Source organism: Bradyrhizobium aeschynomenes, assembly GCF_013178945.1.
Lineage (GTDB): Bacteria > Pseudomonadota > Alphaproteobacteria > Rhizobiales > Xanthobacteraceae > Bradyrhizobium > Bradyrhizobium aeschynomenes.
Map to the genome: position 1 here is coordinate 1 of NZ_JABFDM010000042.1, position 365 is coordinate 365.

Consider the following 365-nt stretch of genomic DNA (forward strand, 5'->3'; position numbering starts at 1 on the left):
TGACCTTGGTTATCAGCATTAACTGAAACGGCACCGTTAGTTACAGTAGCACCACTAGTTACGTCGTAGAAGTTTACGTTACTGTTATCAGTAGTGTTAATTGCGTATACGTTTGCAATTGAAACATTAGTAAGTGAAGCAACACCGTTTTGGTCTAACTTAACTTTCAAAGTAGAAACATTAGTTTCAGTTTGATTATCACTGTTTGTACCGGTGAATTTTACATTTGAGTTAGCTGAACCAAGGGTAACAGTCTTACCTGCATTTTCTGAACCGAAGTTAAATGAAACATCGTTAACAGTTACAGTGTAAGCCACACCTGCAGCTAATTCAGCAGGTTTAACGGCAGTAGTGCTACCAGCAGC

1 pseudogene is annotated in these 365 nt (G+C 38.9%); it reads right to left on the bottom strand.

The window, feature by feature from the left end:
• Positions 1-365 (bottom strand): annotated as a pseudogene (gene slpA, locus HL666_RS34750) (pore-forming S-layer protein SlpA); the annotation flags it as partial.